Below are 15006 nucleotides of genomic sequence, written 5' to 3'. Positions count from 1 at the left end.
ACGGTCGCCCATTGGGCATTTCGCGCGAATTTGCCCTCAGGAGGCCCGTAGGGCGTGGTGGCGGCCTCTGGGCGCCCCCTCCTATCCGAGACCGCCTTTTTGCGCTCCCAGGGGCTTTTGCGCGAACTTTCCTTTGATCGTTCAAAGACAGGTCATGGCCTGAAACGGCGGCGCGAGTCCCGTATCGGGCGCGTCGATTTGAAGTTTCTGCCGGGGTTTCCTATCTTGCCGTGTTGCCGGGGTCATTCGCGCGCCGTCTCCATACGGGCGAGCACGCGCTCGACATCGGCCATGGCCGCGTCGAACGCGGCGAACGTCGCGCCGGAGCTGGTTTCAACGGATCTGCTTTCACCCTCGGCCGCCAGCGTGGCACGGCGCGCGCGGGGCAGGGCGCGGATGATCGTGTGATGTTCGTACGCCGCCCGCTCGGCGAGGCCCGCTTTGACGAGGGCGGCGACGAGATCGCGCACGCCGTTTTTCGAAACGCCAAGGGCCTTCTCGATCTGGAGCGGGCGCAGCGGTCCGAAGCCCGCGAGCAGCCGGTAGAGCAGCGGCGCGCGCGAGGTCGAACGCAGGACGGTCATCGCCTCATGCACTTCGCGCACGCTCGCATGGGCTGCATCGAGCTGGTCGCTCAGCCGCTGCGCAGCTTCGCCGGCGGCCTCGGCCGTGATAATGGCGCGCTCGCGGGACCAGAGCTCGGGTCTGAGCGCCTCGGCGCGCACGGCTCCGGGCAGGGGCAGCGGCCTGGTCGCTGGCGCGCTCCGCGCGATCAGGGCGCCGGCGAGGAGATCGAGCGCCCACAGCGGCGTGGCCGTCCGCGTCTGCTCGAAGGAGACCGGCCCGGCGGGCAGGGGGAGCAGCTGGTAGCTGCGCTCGGTGGGCGCGAAATGCGGCGAGGCGGCCGCGGCCCGATGCAGGCGATCGAGCGCGGCGAGGGGCCAGTCGTCCGCGCGATCGTCGGCGGGCGGCTCGGCGAGCCGCGCCGCTTCCGCTACGGCGAACGCGGGGGCATCGCCGCGCTCGCCTTGCGGGGCGCCCTCGCCGCGATGGAAATGCGCTGCGGCGCGGATTTGGATGGCCGTGTCGGCGAGCGGCGCCCAGGCCGACAGCGAGAGCTCGGCGAGCAGCGTGTCGGCGACCAGCGAGGGCGGGGCTGCGACATGGGCGGTGGCGTCGGGCACGGGCTGGAGGCCGGAAAACCATGCGGAAAACCAGCTGTTCGCGCCGGAAAAGCCGCTACCCGTGAGCGCTTCGACGAGGAGCAGGCGGGCGAGCGCGGCGCAGAATTGATGCGCAACTTGCGCGGGCACATGCGCTAAACGGCCTTGCAGCTGGCCCCAGGTGAGCGCCGCGCGCACCCTTGCCGTCATCAGGTCTTCGATCGGCGCATCTTCGTCCGATCGGAGCGGATGGAATCGGGTCGATGGATCGCAAAAATCGGGCATGTCGCAAGGGTAACCTAAACTGCCTTAACTGCACCATCCCTAGCACGCCCTTTTTTGCACTATCGATAATAGAGTGTTATCGATAGTGACTTCGGCGAAATCGGGGTTATAGTCCCCCGGTATGCGCGCCAAATCCGTCCTGTCGATCGCTGCACAGACAGAGCGTCTGCCCATGCCCAAGCGCTCGGTTTCCGCGGAGATCGTGACGATCCTGGCACCCGGCGAGGCGCCGCTGCCCCAGCGGCGGTCGGGCGCCGCGCAAGATCGCGCGGTCCAGCTCGTCGAGTTGCTTCAGGAGCTGACAGGCGAAGGCGCCAGCCTGGTCGAACTCAACTTCCAGAAGAGCATCGAGGCGCGGGCGCCCGCCAGCATCAAGGCGCTCGCGGTCGATCTCGATTGCTACGCGCGCTTCTCGGCCGAGCGCGGCGGGATCGGCCTGCCCGCCGACGAAGCGCGGCTTGTCGCCTATATTGACTATTGCGAGGCGCGGCGGCTCAAGCCGGCGACCGTGTCCCGGCGCCTGTCCTCGCTGGCGGTGGCCCATCACCTTCTCGACGTTCCATGCCCCGTCGGTGCCGTCGTGGTCCGCGATGCGCTGCGTGGGCTGCGGCGTCGGGCCGGAGTCCGGCAGCGCCAGGCCGGCCCGTTGCGGCTCGGCGAAGGGATCGGGCGGGAAGCCGTCAGGGGGTTCACGCTGTCGGTGCTGCTCGAGGCGTGTGGGCGCGACGTCGCTGGCCTGCGCGACGCGGCGATCCTGTCGCTCGGCTATGATGCGGGTTTGCGCGTATCGGAGCTGGTGGCCGTCGCCGTCGAATTGATGGAAGCGCAAGAGGATGGATCGGGGCTGCTCGAGGTGCCCCACTCGAAAACCGACCAGGAAGGGCAAGGGGCCTGGGTGTGGCTGTCGCCCGACACGATGCGGCGTGTCGCTCTTTGGCGCGAGGCCGCATCAATCCGCGCGGGCGCCTTGTTCCGCCGCGTAGCGGTGATCCGGACCAAACCCCGCGAAGCGCGCCGGGCGCTCGCGATCGAGGATCTGGCCTATCATGCCCGGGTCGATCGGGAACGCATGGCGGCGCGGCCTGCGCGCGCGGCCACGGTGACCTACGGAATTGGCGAGCGCGCGCTGACGCCGGCGGCGATGCGGCTGATCATCAAGCGCACGGCGCTCGCCGCAGCCGACCAGGGCCTGGTCGATCTCATGGGCGCCGATCTCGACCATGCGATCGATGCGCTGAGCACGCATTCGTTGCGCGTCGGCCTGACCCAGGATCTGTTCGCCAATGGCGAGGATGCGGGACCGATCGCGCAGGCATTGCGATGGACCTCGACCGCCACTGCACTCCGCTACGGCCGCAAGCTCGCTCCGTCGTCCAACGCGGCGGCGCGTATGTTGAAGGGTGTCAGGAAATAACGCCGGTGCAGAGAATTTTGTCGGTCAGGTGAATTGGCGTGGGGTGTCGGATGCAGTGTTCTTTGTCCGTTCACAGTAGCGCGCAGCGGACGGCCGGGGATCGTGACCCGGCAGCCCCAGGAAAATAGGTCAATTTCATCGACCTCGTGACCTTCCAACTGAAGAGCACGCGCATAGCCGGCCCAGGCTGCGCGGGTCTGCCACGCCGAGTGCACCAAACTCCCGGAAATTCGGCTGTTTAGCGTCACCATCACCGCGGTCGCGCGTGCAACTTCGGTGACGACCCTCGGCGTATAGCTTGGTCCGAAGCCAGCGATATCCATTGGACGAAACTAGCCAATACTGAGCTTAAGAGCAATCTGAGTTCACTTTGCTCGCACATTTGTGGGATCCCCGTCCCGGTGCGAGGTGCGGCCCCTCCACAGAGGCGCCGGTAGGCCCCACTGTCGTTCGTTCCAGCCGCAGATTTCAGCCGCGCAAATCGACCGGCGGCACTATCTAAAGGCCCGAAAGGCGCTCGCACCGCCCATGGGGCGCGGGAAAGGGCCGCGGGTCGAATCCTGGGGGACGGGGCTGGTCAAAACCGGTGCTGACGTTTATCGAACGGGAGCAACCCCTCGATTGCTCCCGTTTGATGGAATGTGACAGTGGCTCTGATTGGCTATGCCCGCGTATCGACCGAAGATCAGGATACGGCCGGCCAACGCCTTGCGCTGGAGCAGGAGGGTTGCGCCCTCATCTTCGAGGACAAGGCCAGTGGGGGAAGCCGAGACCGCCCGAACCTCACCAGGGCGTTGGCAAGGGTAGGGGAGGGCGACACCCTCATTGTCGTGCGGATCGATCGATTGGCGCGCTCTCTCGTCCATCTGCTGGAGATCGTCGAGCAGCTGCGGGCGAAGGGCGCCTACTTTCGCTCGATCAACGACCCGATCGACACTTCGAGCGCGCAAGGCATGCTGATGACCCAGATGCTGGGCGCCTTTGCCGAATTCGAACGCGCCCTTATCCGAGAACGCACGCGGGCAGGGCTTGCCGCGGCGATGGCGAGGGGCGCCAAGCCCGGCAATCCCAAGATGCGCGCGCGCGATCCGGCGGCAATCGCGGATATCGGCTACGCGCAGAAAGAGCGTTATCTGCACGCCTTGATCGACGATCGCCACCGCTGGCTTCCGACCGTAGAGCGCCTGCGACCCCATCTTCCCTGGTCGATAGTCTTGCGCCAGATCCGCGCGATAAAGCCCCCCGTCCGCTCATTTAGTGAGCGTACGCTGGTGAAGGCCTGCAGAGCCCTGGTCAAAGCCGGTTATGCCGACGCCGTTATCCTTCAGGCCGCGCCGCGCCTGCCATCGGATACCCGCGTCGCGCGCCTGGTGGCGGACAGGTTGAAGACATATCCGGAATCGTCTCTGCGCGACCTTGCGGGCTGGCTGAGCAGAGACTTGCGCGAACCTACGCCACGCGGCGGCATACACTGGTCGGCCGAGGGCGTGCGGCGTGTTCTGGAACGGGCGAGGGGGCTTGGGCTTCTCGTAGATCGCGAGGCGTCTTCGGACCCCTGTCTGATCACCTAACCGGAGCGCGATAATGTGCCGCGTCTTGTGGGGCGCGGCACAAGGCGCGGCACGCGAAGTTGAAGGGGCGCGCCGCGCGTTGTGCGGCGACCGGATTGTTCAGTCGCCAGTAGAGTTTCACGCCCTTTAGGCCGAAAGGAAGCTCGGGCCTGGCTCGTCGCCCGACAGCTTTTGGCGGACCCTATCAAGCGGCCGAGCGGCCTTCAGGCCGCTGCAGGCTTGTGCCGACGAGCAGCTAGGCCAGCAGTCCAACCCGCCCACACGGTGAGTCCACCGACAATCGTCGCGACAGCCAGCACCGGCAGCGAATGCAGTTTTCCAAGCCCGACAAATACCGTCTGCCAAACGCTGCTCTCCCCCAGCGTCTCGACCAGGACTGCCTGGGCGACCATCGCCATGCCGACGATGAAGAACGGCCGCCCGTAGCGCGGCGCCGTCGCGTAGAGGCACGCTGCGGCAACAAGCCCCCCAAGCTCCGCAGCACGCATAGTCCACGCAAATTGAGCGGGGTCGAACGCCGTGAAAGGCGGGATCAGATGCCCGAGCAGCCGTTCGATAATGGGCTCGACGAGGGGCAGGGCTGTCGCGAGCATATAGCGGGCGTGCAGCTGCACTTTGCGTCTTTCTTTCAGCGCGAAATAGAAGAGGACCATCAGAAGGATGGGCGTCGCGGCGTCCAGTATACCCAGGCGTCCGCCGTTGATCTGGTAGAAAGTGTCTGACGGCGTGCTTCGCGCCATGCTCAGAAGGACAGCAACGCTTCCCGCGAGAAAAAGCGGAAACAGAAACAAACTCACGATCCCGAAAATCCGGTGCGCGCCGCGTCGCTGATGATGAATGGTCCAGCTCTGGAGCGCCAGTAGCAACATCCAGGCGGTGGCCGTCACTCCATGAAAATGAAGTTCTGTCCGCGCGGTCCGCAAAACAGCGAAGTAGGTCGGCCAGAATGCCACGACTGTAGCGAGCACCATTGCCAGGACGAGATAATGGGCGCGGCGAAGCGGCATCCGATGATCCTGACAGACAGTAATTTCCCGGCGCCCCTTCCGTAGGGACCGCATGGGTCCTTAGCAATTGCGCAATCCGCCGAGCGGCGTTTCGTTGGCTGGAACCGGCAACGACTTCCTCGACGACCGAGCGCCCGGATTGGCTGCGAACGCTGCCGATCACAGGTCAGGCATTGACCACGAAGTTCTGTAAGAAAGTGTGTCCCCCAATCGAAACCGTGACGGGCGCATTGATAAACTCGATCTGAGGCCTAGCTTTGGGATGCGTACCGGGCCCCTCTGGCGAGAATGTCTCGTGATGTCGGACGTATCGAACTCAGGGGCCGTCTCAATCATACTCCCTGAGCTCGATCCATTGTTTGGAAAGAGGAGTATGTTGTGATCTTGTCTTTGCTTGCCTTGGCAACCGCTTCCGCTGCCCCCTTCGCTGATCAGGTTCATCGGACCAGCGTGGATCATCAAGGAAGATCCCTGGATGTGACCTATCGGGCCGATGCCAAGGTATCTACCCGCCAGATCGGCATGTCCGCGGGAACACGACCCACCACGGAACGCTGCCTCTGGGCCGCCCGGGTGGCCGTCGTTCGCGATGTTGCAGGTACCAAGGGCGCATCTTTGAGCCATCGCCTGGATGCCGATAAAATGATCCGGGGCAGCCATTTTGGCAAATGCTCGGAGAATAGGGCGCAGGTTGCGTTATCAATAGTACGTCGCAGTAATGAGGTGAAAGCTCATCTTGCGGAAGTTGCGCGAGGAGATGGCGTTCGGCTGGCGAACGACATCAGCTCAGCCAAGCATTTCGCAGCCAATTAGACGCGGACTATAATCGGTAGCAGGGGGCCCGGCGCGTGGGTCGCGTCGGGCCCATCTGATGAATATACGAGTTGCACGTCGACCGCTGAGCAGCACGACAGCAAAGGCGACATCGCAGTTTGCATTGCGAAGCGAGCGGGTCGGCCTCAGCCCTTCAGATGCTGCTCGACAGCGTCCGCGCTGTTTCCGACAGCCTTCACGGCCGCTTCCAGCCGCTCCCTGCTGACACCGAACTTGCCGGTCCAGTAATCGACCTCATAATCCTCACCGAGCGCGATACGCGCCCGGTCCTGGGGACCGCGAGCGGTCTTGTCGTCTGCCATTGCTCATCTCCTTCGACGGTGGCCTAGGTCCGCAACGCCGGGGGGACGATGCGGTTGCCGCAATCGGTGGGACGTGGGGCGTCGCTCGGCGAGCCGAGTCCGCGGCGCGCTGGAACGAGTCCGCCGCTCGCGCACTTTGGTCTCCATGAAGAACAACGGCCCTCCATCATGGCGCGCGTGAGCTCAGCGCCAGGGAAAGCGGCTTCCACCAGCCGCGCGCCGCCTTTCCGCGCAGTGCAACTCGCAACGCTGGTCGACACCGTTCCCACCGGCAATCGCTGGCTGCACGAGATGAAGTATGACGGCTACCGCGTGCTGCTGAGCGTCGGCGGGGGCGAGGCCGTTGCCTATACGCGCTCGGGTCTCGACTGGTCGGAGAAGTTTAGCGGACTGGTTGCCGACGCCCTGAAGTTGAAGGTCTCCTCCGCGCTCATCGACGGCGAGGCGGTCGTGCTCGATGCCGACGGCCGCTCGAGTTTCCAGGCTCTGCAAAACGCGCTCAAAGGGGCGCCGGCTTCGATCGGTTATTTCGCGTTCGACCTGCTGGAGCTCGACGGCGAGGATCTGACCCAACTGCCGCTCACCGAGCGCAAGGCGAAGCTCGCGAAGATCCTGCCCAAGGGCAAGTCGCGGTTGCGCTATTCGGACCACATTGCCGGCAATGGCGAGAAGTTGCTCAACCAGTTCTGCGCGGCGGGCCTTGAAGGGGTGATCTCGAAGCGGGCGGACGGCCGCTATGTAGGCTCGCGATCGGGCGGCTGGCTGAAGACCAAATGCATCAAGCGGCAGGAGTTCGTCGTGGTCGGCTGGACCCCTTCGGACAAGTCGCGGTTATTCCGATCGCTGATCCTGGGTGTCCACGAGGACGGCGTCCTGCGCTATGCCGGCAAGGTCGGCACCGGCTTCGATACCCAGGAGATCATCGACCTGATGGCGGTGATGGCGCCGCTCGAGCAGGAGGCGCCGACCGTCAAGGCGCCGCGCGCAGAAATGCGCGGGGCGCACTGGCTGCGGCCCAAGCTGGTCGCAGAAATCGCATTTACCGAAATGACCAACGAAGGGACGCTCCGGCATCCCTCCTTTCTGGGCCTGCGAGAAGACAAGAAGCCCGAGGCTGTGGTCGTCGAGACCGAGGCGCCGGTTGAGGCGGTGACGGCCGAGACGTCGTCGATCAAGATCACCAACCGCGACCGTGTCATCTTTCCCGAGGGGAAGCTTACCAAGGGCCAGCTGGCCGATTATTATGCGCAGGTCGCCCCGACCATGCTGCCCTGGATCGGTTCGCGGCCGATCAGCCTCGTGCGCTGCCCGCAAGGCCGGGCCAAGAAATGCTTCTTCCAGAAGCATGACGCGGGCAGTTTTGGCGACGCTGTCCGGCATGTCGCCATCCGCGAGAAGGACGGGCATGACGAGCCCTATCTCTATGTCGATACCGCGGACGGCCTGCTCACCTTCGTACAGATGGGCACGATCGAGTTCCATGGCTGGGGGGCCAGGATCGAGGATGTCGAGAAGGCCGACCGGTTGGTCTTCGATCTTGATCCCGACGAGGGTTTGGATTTCGAGAATGTGCGCAGCGCCGCCTTCCACTTTCGCGAGATCCTGCAGTCGATCGGGCTTGAGACCTTCCCGATGGTGACCGGCGGCAAGGGCGTCCATGTGATCGCGCCATTGGTCCCGCAAGCGGAGTGGCCGGAGGTGAAAGACTTTGCGCATCGGCTGGCCCAGGCGGTTGCCCAGAGTGACCCTGAGCATTTCACGGCCGCCCTGCCGAAAGCGCAGCGCAAGGGCCGCATCTTCGTCGATTATCTTCGCAACCAGCGCGGTGCGACCGCGGTCATGCCCTATGGGGTCCGCGCGCGCGAAGGCGCGCCGGTCGCTGTACCCATCACATGGAAGGAAATGGAGACGATCGACAAGTCGTCGCATTGGACCATTCGCGATGGCGCCGAACTGGTGAAGCGGGCCGGCTCCAAGGCGCTCAGCGGTTGGGGCCGCGCCGACCAGACGCTGCCTGACCTGTGAAGATCGCCACCTATAATGTGAACGGCGTCAATGGCCGGCTGCGGGTGCTGCTGCGCTGGCTTGAGGAAGCGCAGCCTGATGTGGTCGTGCTCCAGGAATTGAAGGCGCCGCAGGAGAAGTTTCCGGAAAGTGCGATCCGCGATCTTGGCTATGATGTCATCTGGCACGGCCAGAAGTCGTGGAACGGCGTTGCGCTGCTCAGCCGCGTCGGCGAAATCCACGAGACGCGGCGGGGGCTTCCGGAAGACCCCGACCCGAGCCAGAGCCGCTATATCGAGGCGGCGGTCAACGGCATCCTGATTGGCGGGCTTTACCTGCCCAACGGCAATCCGCGGCCCGGTCCCAAGTTCGACTACAAGCTGCGCTGGTTCGACCGGCTGATCGAGCATGCGGCTGGGTTGCTGGAGAGCGGACTGCCGGTGATGCTGGCGGGCGACTTCAATGTCATGCCGACCGACCTCGACGTCTACAAGCCGGAGCGCTGGCTCGACGACGCGCTGTTCGCACCCGAAGTAAGGGCGGCCTATTTCCGGCTGCTGGATCAGGGCTGGACTGACGCGCTGCGCACGTTGCACCCGGGCGAGGTCATCTACACCTTCTGGGACTATTTCCGGAACGCCTATGGCCGCAATGCCGGCCTGCGCATCGATCATCTGCTGCTCAGCCCCGCGCTTGCCGACCGGCTGCTCGATGCCCAGGTCGACCGGCATGTGCGGGGCTGGGAAAAGACCAGCGACCATGCCCCGGTCTGGATCGAACTGGCCGACAAGCCAAAGCGCAAGCGAGCCCCCAAGGCGAAAATATGATGGAGATCGAAAGCATCCTGCTCGGCGAGAATGACTGGGTGCCGAACAATGCGCGGTTGCCGGTCGTCATCTATCGCGCCGCGCTGGACGGCGAGGGCGAAGACCTGGCCGGCCGCTTCGAGGCTCTGTTCGAGGACCATGGTTGGCCGCCGGATTGGCGCGACGGCATATTCGACTATCACCACTATCATTCGACCGCGCACGAGGTTTTGGGTGTGTTCGCGGGCGAAGCGACGCTCGAGCTTGGCGGGCCAGACGGGCGCAAGGTGTCCGTCGCAGCCGGCGATGCGCTTATGCTACCGACCGGCACCGGCCACCGCGCGATTCATGCGAGCGAGGATTTCCAGGTTGTCGGCGCCTATCCGCGGGGACAGGGCTGGGACATCTGCCGCGAAGCTCCTGATGATGCGGCGCGCGCGCGGATGGAGGCGCTTCCCGATCCGAAGCATGACCCCGTCACCGGCGCGACGGGGGCACGGACGGGCACCTGATCTTGACCGACACTTAGGAGGTTCGGGCCTTGCTCTTGGACGGTGCGATCGAGGGTCCGGCCTGGGTGGGGAACGCGAACCCGTGCTGGACGCTTCAGCCGTTATGAAAACACAAGAGTACGCGCCGGCCGACACCGGCGAGGCAGGAACGATCGTCGATGCGCAGGAAGCCGCGGAAAATGCGGGTCTCGTCTACGTAACCGACGACAGCCCGGGAATCGTCCGCCAGTCCTACCGTGGCAAGTTTCGATATCGCGATGCCCGGGGCAACGTCGTGACGGACGAAAAAATCCTGAAGCGGATCGCTTCGCTCGCCATCCCCCCGGCCTATACCGATGTCTGGATCTGCCCCAAGGCAAACGGGCACATCCAGGCGACAGGCCGTGACGCCAAGGGCCGCAAGCAGTATCGTTACCATCCGCGTTTCCGCGAGGTGCGCGACAGCACCAAGTACGAGCACATGCTGGACTTCGCGAAGGCACTTCCTGGCGTGCGCGAGCGCATCGATGCCGATCTCAAGAAGCGCGGGCTGCCGCGCGAGAAGGTCCTGGCCGCCGTCGTGCATCTGCTCGAAACCACGATGATCCGCATTGGCAACGCGGATTATGCCAAGCAGAACAAGAGTTATGGCCTCACGACCCTCCAGGATCGCCATGTCGCGATCGACGGCGCTGAGCTCCGATTCAATTTCAAGGGCAAGAGCGGAAAGCAGTGGCGGCTGAAGCTGAAGGATCGGCGCATCGCGAAGATCGTCAAGGCCAGCCAGGATCTTCCCGGACAGCATCTGTTCCAATATGTGGGCGAAGACGGCGCGCAGTACGAAGTCACCTCGAACGACATCAATGCCTATCTTCGGGAGATCTCCGGGACGGACATTACCGCCAAGGATTTCCGCACCTGGAATGGCACGGTGCTCGCCGCTCTGGCGCTGTCCGAATATGAAAAGGTCGACAGCCAGGCTGCGGCGAAACGAAATGTCCGGACCGCAATCGAAGCCGTCGCTTCGCGGCTGGGCAACACGCCCACTGTGTGCCGCAAGTGCTACATTCATCCCGAAGTGTTCGAAAGCTACCTAAGCGACGAATTGGTCCTGGAGGCGCGGGACGCCGTCGAGAAGGAGCTACGGGAAGACCTGTCCCGCCTCCGTCCGGAAGAAGCGGTTGTGCTGGCGTTCCTCCAGCGTCGGCTCGCTCAAAAGGTTAAAGTTTCAGCCCTGTAGCGTTGTGATCGAGGGGTAGGGCTCCGACCGCCGCAGCGTTTCTGGCCGATCGATGCCTACGCTATCATGCCGGTTCCCCGCAGCCGCTGGCCGGCAACCTGCCAGACTTGTCGGGAAGCCTATCCCAGCTGAGGCTCTTGCGCCGCGGCTCGCCCCGCACTGAACCAGATGGCGAAAACCTTCTGCGGCAGCGGCTGCCAGGCATCAGCCCCAGAGATGCGCCCGATAACGTTCGAAACACCGGGCGCCGCAATTTAGGCGCATAAGCGCGCCTTCGGCGATCGCAGTCGCTAGTAGGGGCGTTTTTTCAATTGTCGGCCGGATTGCCTCGCGGTTCCAGTCGGCACTGTGCTTAACGTCGAGCACCGCATGAAGATCGAAATATCGTCGCTCACTATCTGTAAGCCCGATCCGTCGGAGCCCTTGGGCCACCATTGCCGACCGACCGGGCGCGGTCAACTCAATGACGCCGAGCGCGCCAACCGAATGCCAGGCGTAATGGCGCGTCGTCGCCATGGCCGTCATCGCGTTGGCTAGCGCCAGACTCTCCCAAACAGTCGTCTCGATCGCCGGTTCAACGCCGAGCGTTTGCACCAGGCGAGATAGCATTGGCCCGTGCATGCCCTTGGCATTACCGCGCCCCATCTCATCCCAGTAGTTTCGCGCGAGTTCGAGCTTGGCCGCCATAGGCAGTTTGACTTGGGTGTAAGCGACGAGATCGTCAAATCCCGCTTCACCAGCCGCTTCCTGCTCGAAGAACCAGCAGAGCTCCTCCCGGGTCGCCCGTTCGGCAAGCCAAGGGAACAGGGGATCGTCCTGTCCGGGTCCCGCAGCCTTCAAACCTTCGAACCACGCGATGAAGCCATCTGCATCGGTTGGCACTGCTGCGGCTTCTTCGCGAACCTCGGCGCGAAGCTCCTCAAGGAAGCCGATCTCGAGCCGGTGCATCCGGGTGTCGCGGTCCTCAATCTCGCGCCAGTTTTCCGGCGGCAGGCCCGGAGCCAGCCGTTCGTGGTTCCAGTGGGCGAGACCCTGTTGGAAGCTGTCGTTGAGGAACTGAGAGGTGCCGATCGCGGCGCGCGAATTCAATTGAGTTACCATGCAAAAAAGAACGACAGCCGTCTCAGGGGGTTCCTGACAGCTTTTGTGAATCGGCTGAGATGAGTGTGCGGGAACAGACGCGGCGGTGCGTTGTAGCACTTGGAAAATATCAGGCGGCCGCCTAGCCGGGCCGCCCGCCTTCAACGAAAGCTCGCCTTCAGCCGTGTGCCGGCGAAGCGCTGGGCTTCTCCCGCTTTACGGATCACCGCATCGGCGCTGAAGAACTAATGCGTGACGCCCGGATAGAGCTGCGTCGCAACCGGCACAGCCGCCGCGCGCAGCCGGCCTGCGAGTGTTTGGCCCTCGGACGTCAACGGATCGATCTGGGCCTGGATAAGGGTCACGGGCGGGAGTCCGCGCAGGTTTGCCGCGACGAGATTGATGCGCGGGTCAGTTGCGTCAGCCGGACCGCGCGTCGTGTGATGGAGGAACCAGGCCATGGCCGCCCGATTGAGCGGCATCGCATTCGCGTTTTCCTGATAGGAGGGGGTGTTGAGGTCGGAACCGGCGATGGGATAGATGGCCAGTACATGCGCGGGCTTTTGCAGTTTGGCATCGCGCGCGGCGATCGCGGTCGCGAGGGCGAGGTTGCCGCCGGCGCTTTCGCCCGCGAGCGCCACCTTGCGCGGGTCACCGCCGATCTCGCCGGCATGGCCGAGCGCCCAGCGGTATGCGGCGAGGGCGTCGTCGTGCTGAGCCGGGAACTTCGCCTCGGGCGCCTTGCGATATTCGACAGAGATCACGATCGCGCGCGCTTCACGGGCGAGGGCACGGGCCGAGGCGTCATAGGTGTCGATGGTCGCGAGCACCCATCCGCCGCCATGGTAGTAGACGATGACGGGGAGGGGACCTTGCGCGTCGGCAGGCCGATAGACCCGAGCTGGGATCGGACCTGCCCCGCCGGCTATCTGGATATCCTGCGTCGTGATGCCGGGTGGAGGCGCAACCGCGCGACCCTGCTTCTGGAGCGCGGCTTTTACTCCGTCGGCGAAGCTGGGTTGCAGGCGCGCTTCGGCCGGACTGAGCGTGTGGTAGGGCCGCAGGCCAAGCCCTTTCAAGGCATCGAGAACGGCCTGGTTGTCGGCGTCGACCTTGGCGCCGCTCGCCGGGACGCCCGGCTGGCCCTGCAGCGCCGCCGCCAGGACCGGCGCCGCTACGGGCGCGAGCGCGGCGAAAGCAAGAGCCGCGGAGACGAGCGTGCCGGCGGCGAGCAAAGGCGCTTTACGCATGAAGAGTGGTTCCCTGTTGCATGAAGTTGCGACAGGTGAACGGGCGCTGCGCATGCCCGTTCCCTAAGTCATTCCAGCTGCGGAAATAAATCATGCGAGTCTTCGCGCGGCAGGAACTGCGGAACCGGTCTGTCGTTCTCGAAAAACGCTGCTCAATGCAAAGCGCCGAAAAGGATGCTCCCATGATTTCGACTTCCGCTAGGCTGCTCTGCCTCCTTTCGCTCGGCCTGGCCGGCTCTGCCTTTGCCCAGAGCCCATCGAATCCCCCGCCGCCGACGCCCGCCTCCACAGGCGCGGCGATGCCCTATCTCCAGATTGCCGGGGAAAGCGATGTCTACGAGGTGACCTCCAGCCAGATCGCGGTGCAGCGATCGCAGAACCCGCGCGTCCGCGCCTTTGCGTCGATGCTGATCGATCACCATACGGAGACGACGAATGTCACGCTAACGCAGGCAAAGGCCGCCGGGCTTGTTCCACCGCCGGCAGTCCTGGGGCAGGGCACGCGCGCCCAGATCGACCAACTCTATGCAGCGAACCCGGCGGACTTCGACCGGATCTACATCGCGCAGCAAATCCCGGCGCACGAACAGGCGCTCGCGGTCCAGACTGCCTATGCCCAGACCGGCGACAAGGCGCCGCTGCGCACGGCCGCCACCGGTGCGATCCCGATCATCAAGCAGCATCTCGAGGGCTCTGTTGCAAAAATCGTGAAGCTTGAGCATGCTTGGCGGAGATTGGACGGACGGAACGATGACGGATTTCAAGTGGCGCCATTTCCAGGGTGATGTGATCCTGTGGGCGGTGCGCTGGTATTGTCGCTATCCGATCAGCTATCGCGACCTTGAGGAAATGCTGGCGGAACGCGGCATTTCGGTCGACCATACGACGATCTATCGCTGGGTCCAGTGCTACGCCCCGGAGATGGAGAAGCGGCTGCGCTGGTTCTGGCGGCGTGGCTTTGATCCGAGCTGGCGCCTGGATGAAACCTACGTCAAGGTGCGGGGCAAGTGGACCTACCTGTACCGGGCAGTCGACAAGCGGGGCGACACGATCGATTTCTACCTGTCGCCGACCCGCAGCGCCAAGGCAGCGAAGCGGTTCCTGGGCAAGGCCCTGCGAGGCCTGAAGCACTGGGAAAAGCCTGCCACGCTCAATACCGACAAAGCGCCGAGCTATGGTGCAGCGATCACCGAATTGAAGCGCGAAGGAAAGCTGGACCGGGAGACGGCCCACCGGCAGGTGAAGTATCTCAATAACGTGATCGAGGCCGATCACGGAAAGCTCAAGATACTGATCAAGCCGGTGCGCGGTTTCAAATCGATCCCCACGGCCTATGCCACGATCAAGGGATTCGAAGTCATGCGAGCCCTGCGCAAAGGACAGGCTCGCCCCTGGTGCCTGCAGCCCGGCATCAGGGGCGAGGTGCGCCTTGTGGAGAGAGCTTTTGGCATTGGGCCCTCGGCGCTGACGGAGGCCATGGGCATGCTCAACCACCATTTCGCAGCAGCCGCCTGATCGGCGCAGAGCGACAGCCTACCTCTGACTGCCGCCAATCTTTG

General features: G+C 64.3%; 14 protein-coding genes. 9 read left to right on the top strand and 5 right to left on the bottom strand.

The window, feature by feature from the left end:
• Nucleotides 1–242 precede the first annotated feature (242 nt).
• Nucleotides 243–1448, bottom strand: a complete 1206-nt coding sequence (locus tag ACFFF7_RS09600) for a MarR family transcriptional regulator (RefSeq protein WP_030538460.1) — start codon at nucleotides 1446–1448, stop codon at nucleotides 243–245.
• Between the two features lie 121 nt (nucleotides 1449–1569).
• Between ACFFF7_RS09600 and ACFFF7_RS09595 the strand changes: the two genes are divergently transcribed.
• Both ACFFF7_RS09595 and ACFFF7_RS09590 read left to right on the top strand, forming a co-directional pair.
• Nucleotides 1570–2862, top strand: coding sequence for a site-specific integrase (locus ACFFF7_RS09595; protein WP_337587969.1), 1293 nt, complete (start codon nucleotides 1570–1572; stop codon nucleotides 2860–2862).
• Between the two features lie 647 nt (nucleotides 2863–3509).
• Nucleotides 3510–4433 (top strand): recombinase family protein, encoded by a 924-nt coding sequence (locus tag ACFFF7_RS09590; protein WP_379481133.1) that lies wholly within the window; start codon nucleotides 3510–3512, stop codon nucleotides 4431–4433.
• 203 nt (nucleotides 4434–4636) lie between these two features.
• On the opposite strand, the gene ACFFF7_RS09585 is transcribed toward ACFFF7_RS09590, so the two are convergent.
• Nucleotides 4637–5440 carry a hypothetical protein gene (locus tag ACFFF7_RS09585; protein WP_379481132.1) on the bottom strand — a complete coding sequence of 268 codons (804 nt, stop codon included), beginning with the start codon at nucleotides 5438–5440 and terminating at the stop codon, nucleotides 4637–4639.
• A 378-nt stretch (nucleotides 5441–5818) separates the two neighbouring features.
• Between ACFFF7_RS09585 and ACFFF7_RS09580 the strand changes: the two genes are divergently transcribed.
• Entirely contained in the window at nucleotides 5819–6253 is a 435-nt protein-coding gene (locus ACFFF7_RS09580; protein WP_379481131.1) for a hypothetical protein, read from the top strand.
• A 146-nt stretch (nucleotides 6254–6399) separates the two neighbouring features.
• On the opposite strand, the gene ACFFF7_RS09575 is transcribed toward ACFFF7_RS09580, so the two are convergent.
• Nucleotides 6400–6576, bottom strand: a complete 177-nt coding sequence (locus tag ACFFF7_RS09575; protein ID WP_081435216.1) for a DUF3606 domain-containing protein — start codon at nucleotides 6574–6576, stop codon at nucleotides 6400–6402.
• A gap of 48 nt (nucleotides 6577–6624) precedes the next feature.
• Here ACFFF7_RS09575 and ligD point away from each other — a divergent pair, with 48 nt between their 5' ends.
• The 4 genes from ligD (at nucleotide 6625) to ACFFF7_RS09555 (ending at nucleotide 11117) form a co-directional block, all read left to right on the top strand.
• Nucleotides 6625–8601 carry a DNA ligase D gene (gene ligD, locus ACFFF7_RS09570; protein ID WP_379481130.1) on the top strand — a complete coding sequence of 659 codons (1977 nt, stop codon included), beginning with the start codon at nucleotides 6625–6627 and terminating at the stop codon, nucleotides 8599–8601.
• Nucleotides 8598–9407, top strand: a complete 810-nt coding sequence (gene xth / locus ACFFF7_RS09565; protein ID WP_379481129.1) for an exodeoxyribonuclease III — start codon at nucleotides 8598–8600, stop codon at nucleotides 9405–9407. Before ligD ends, xth begins: the two co-directional genes overlap by 4 nt.
• The gene (locus ACFFF7_RS09560; protein WP_379481128.1) at nucleotides 9407–9898 is read left to right on the top strand and encodes a cupin domain-containing protein; all 492 of its coding nucleotides are present in this window, start codon (nucleotides 9407–9409) and stop codon (nucleotides 9896–9898) included. The genes xth and ACFFF7_RS09560 overlap by 1 nt, the downstream gene beginning before the upstream one ends.
• 82 nt (nucleotides 9899–9980) lie before the next feature.
• A complete protein-coding gene (locus ACFFF7_RS09555) occupies nucleotides 9981–11117 on the top strand; it encodes a DNA topoisomerase IB (RefSeq protein ID WP_379481127.1) in 1137 nt (378 codons plus the stop codon).
• Nucleotides 11118–11321: 204 nt separating this feature from the next.
• Here ACFFF7_RS09555 and ACFFF7_RS09550 read toward each other — a convergent pair whose 3' ends face one another.
• Both ACFFF7_RS09550 and ACFFF7_RS09545 read right to left on the bottom strand, forming a co-directional pair.
• Complete coding sequence (locus tag ACFFF7_RS09550; protein ID WP_379481126.1) at nucleotides 11322–12218, bottom strand: iron-containing redox enzyme family protein; 897 nt, start codon at nucleotides 12216–12218, stop codon at nucleotides 11322–11324.
• A 224-nt stretch (nucleotides 12219–12442) separates the two neighbouring features.
• Nucleotides 12443–13447, bottom strand: coding sequence for an alpha/beta hydrolase (locus ACFFF7_RS09545; protein WP_379481125.1), 1005 nt, complete (start codon nucleotides 13445–13447; stop codon nucleotides 12443–12445).
• A 92-nt stretch (nucleotides 13448–13539) separates the two neighbouring features.
• On the opposite strand from ACFFF7_RS09545, the gene ACFFF7_RS09540 reads away from it, so the two are divergent.
• Both ACFFF7_RS09540 and ACFFF7_RS09535 read left to right on the top strand, forming a co-directional pair.
• On the top strand, nucleotides 13540–14232 hold the full coding sequence (locus tag ACFFF7_RS09540) for a DUF4142 domain-containing protein (protein WP_379481124.1): 693 nt from the start codon (nucleotides 13540–13542) through the stop codon (nucleotides 14230–14232).
• Nucleotides 14198–14962, top strand: coding sequence for an IS6-like element IS6100 family transposase (locus ACFFF7_RS09535; RefSeq protein WP_001389365.1), 765 nt, complete (start codon nucleotides 14198–14200; stop codon nucleotides 14960–14962). Before ACFFF7_RS09540 ends, ACFFF7_RS09535 begins: the two co-directional genes overlap by 35 nt.
• Nucleotides 14963–15006 lie beyond the last annotated feature (44 nt).

Source organism: Novosphingobium aquiterrae, from assembly GCF_042434435.1.
Classification (GTDB): Bacteria; Pseudomonadota; Alphaproteobacteria; order Sphingomonadales; family Sphingomonadaceae; genus Novosphingobium; species Novosphingobium aquiterrae.
The sequence above is the reverse complement of the archived record's forward strand: the minus strand, read 5'-3'. Positions and strand labels throughout refer to the sequence as shown.

Excerpts from the sequence above, each read along its gene's own strand:
- ACFFF7_RS09600 (WP_030538460.1), bottom strand. The coding sequence starts at position 1,448 with ATGCCCGATTTTTGCGATCCATCGACCCGATTCCATCCGCTCCGATCG.
- ACFFF7_RS09595 (WP_337587969.1), top strand. The coding sequence starts at position 1,570 with ATGCGCGCCAAATCCGTCCTGTCGATCGCTGCACAGACAGAGCGTCTG.
- ACFFF7_RS09585 (WP_379481132.1), bottom strand. The coding sequence starts at position 5,440 with ATGCCGCTTCGCCGCGCCCATTATCTCGTCCTGGCAATGGTGCTCGCT.
- ACFFF7_RS09575 (WP_081435216.1), bottom strand. The coding sequence starts at position 6,576 with ATGGCAGACGACAAGACCGCTCGCGGTCCCCAGGACCGGGCGCGTATC.
- ligD (WP_379481130.1), top strand. The coding sequence starts at position 6,625 with ATGCGGTTGCCGCAATCGGTGGGACGTGGGGCGTCGCTCGGCGAGCCG.
- ACFFF7_RS09560 (WP_379481128.1), top strand. The coding sequence starts at position 9,407 with ATGGAGATCGAAAGCATCCTGCTCGGCGAGAATGACTGGGTGCCGAAC.
- ACFFF7_RS09550 (WP_379481126.1), bottom strand. The coding sequence starts at position 12,218 with ATGGTAACTCAATTGAATTCGCGCGCCGCGATCGGCACCTCTCAGTTC.
- ACFFF7_RS09545 (WP_379481125.1), bottom strand. The coding sequence starts at position 13,447 with ATGCGTAAAGCGCCTTTGCTCGCCGCCGGCACGCTCGTCTCCGCGGCT.
- ACFFF7_RS09540 (WP_379481124.1), top strand. The coding sequence starts at position 13,540 with ATGCGAGTCTTCGCGCGGCAGGAACTGCGGAACCGGTCTGTCGTTCTC.
- ACFFF7_RS09535 (WP_001389365.1), top strand. The coding sequence starts at position 14,198 with ATGACGGATTTCAAGTGGCGCCATTTCCAGGGTGATGTGATCCTGTGG.